Source organism: Williamsia sp. (assembly GCF_016462415.1).
In the GTDB taxonomy this organism is placed as follows: domain Bacteria; phylum Actinomycetota; class Actinomycetes; order Mycobacteriales; family Mycobacteriaceae; genus Williamsia_A.
Window position 1 is genome coordinate 3087 of record NZ_JAEMTF010000172.1, and the last position, 1764, is coordinate 4850.

Annotated in this window: 2 protein-coding genes and 2 pseudogenes; 2 read left to right on the forward strand and 2 right to left on the reverse strand. The window is 66.1% G+C overall.

Features of this window, described 5'->3' with window-relative positions:
• Together JHC79_RS22610 and JHC79_RS22615 are read left to right on the forward strand one after the other, a co-directional pair.
• Nucleotides 1-567, forward strand: a pseudogene (locus JHC79_RS22610) (hypothetical protein); the annotation flags it as partial.
• A 1-nt stretch (nt 568) separates the two neighbouring features.
• Nucleotides 569-856: a hypothetical protein gene (locus JHC79_RS22615; protein WP_296395131.1), complete on the forward strand. Its 288-nt coding sequence runs from the start codon at nt 569-571 to the stop codon at nt 854-856.
• A gap of 16 nt (nt 857-872) precedes the next feature.
• Here the strand turns inward: JHC79_RS22615 and JHC79_RS22620 are convergent, their stop codons facing one another.
• The gene (locus JHC79_RS22620; protein ID WP_296395133.1) at nt 873-1316 is read right to left on the reverse strand and encodes a hypothetical protein; all 444 of its coding nucleotides are present in this window, start codon (nt 1314-1316) and stop codon (nt 873-875) included.
• Nucleotides 1313-1764 (reverse strand): annotated as a pseudogene (locus JHC79_RS22625) (hypothetical protein); the annotation flags it as partial. The gene JHC79_RS22620 and the pseudogene JHC79_RS22625, both read right to left, overlap by 4 nt.

Here is a 1764-nt window from a genome sequence, read left to right on the forward strand (position 1 = left end):
TGGTGGCATCTGCAACTCGATATTGCCTCCGCCCGGTTGGTGGCGGTCGACGGGCCGCCGCCGCCCGCGTCGCTGCTACCGCGGTGGGCGTACGCAGCCGACATCGAAATGGCGCCGGTCGATGCGCCACGGTGGGTGCGGATGTTCGCGGAGTCGGGTCGGATCCGGTACGCGATGGCTGACCGCGCGCGCCCGGTGCTCGATCCGCGCTCGGCGATCGACGCGTGTCTTCGGGCTGTCGCAGAGGCAGGTCTCGCGACGTCGATGGCGCTCGATCGACTTGTGGCGGTACGGCTTCCGGCGGGTTACCGGGTGTACGTCCGCTATGACCCGACCGTGTCGACATTCGCCTCGATGACGATTGGTGGGCCGGTCTTCTACGTGGGCGACGACGGTGTGGTGACGCGCAGTTCGGGCTCGGTGGCACCGCCGGTCGGGGCTCGCCGGTTCCGCGAGGAGTTTGCCCGTCGCAGAGGTTATGACAACACCGCGGGATTCGACCTCTGGGATGACGATGTGATCGGAACTTCGGCCGGGGCGCGCCCCTCGAATGCAGGAGGAAACTGAGATGGACGTCGATGATCGGATCGATGACGTGAATGCGGTGGCTGCGGCCACAATTCAATTCGCCATCGACCCCGAGGACGAGATGTGGTTCGTCGGCCAGGCGGGTGAGACACGGGTCTGGATGAAGATGAACTCAGATTTTCCCGACTCGTCGGCCTATTCTGTCTGGCTCGGTGACGACCGGTGGTGGCACGTCGACGACCTACCCGCGACGTGGACGATGCCGGCCGGCCCGTATGAGTGGCCCGATACCGCGCGGCCGGCGCCGAAAACCAGTTTCTGGGACTGAGTCTGGTCCCGTGTCTTCAGTTCGGCGACAGCGGACCGAACAGGTGGCCGGCCACGAAGTATCTGAAGTAGATGAGGATGTCCAGCTTCACCACCCACTCGTATGCGTCGGCGCGATTGAGTGCGACATCGATGAGATGGGCTGTGTGCGTGGGTGCCAGAGCGGAGGCCACGCCCACCATGAGCGGCGCGAACCGGGTGTGCAGCACGTTTGCGGCCAGCTCGACCTGCTCGGAGGTCACCTCGCGTAGAGCGTTGACCGACGCTGTGCCGGTGAGTACTCGGATCAGCCCGGTCGAGCACAGATCGACCACATCTTTGTCCGCGGCGTGGGGGGTGGTCCGAACCATCTCGCGGAAGGTTGGGCCGTCGCCGTGGCGGACCGAGGCGCGCACCCGGGCGAACACCGCGTAGCTCTCTGGGTCGGGCCGACGGTTGGGGGCCTTGGCAGGCGTCGTCACGCGAAAAGCCCCGTGAGCATGGTGCGGGCGGTGGCGGGGTCGGATTCGCTGGTCTGCACGAATTGGGTGATGCGGTCGGTACGGGGGGTGATCCCGGCTCCGAGGGCTATTTGTTCGATGGTGGTGATGGTTGCCTGGCTGGATTCTGCCCAGGGCAGTCGGAGGTCGTCGATGTTGCGTGCGTTGGCTGTTGGTGAGGATGCCCAGGTGGTGCCGTCCCACCACCAGCACAGGGTGAGTCCGCTGACGGCTGTCTCGGGGTGCAGGGCCTCCAGCGGGACCCATTCGGGTAGTGCAGTGACCACGGTGACGGGGTCGGTGGTGGTGAAGGGGTCGGGGACTCCGGACAGGACGGCGCGTCCGTCGTGCAGTGGGGTCAGTCGTAGGCGTTGGCCTTCTCCGGTGGTGTACCAGAGGCCGTCCATGGCGGCTCGGATCGGTAGGGAAT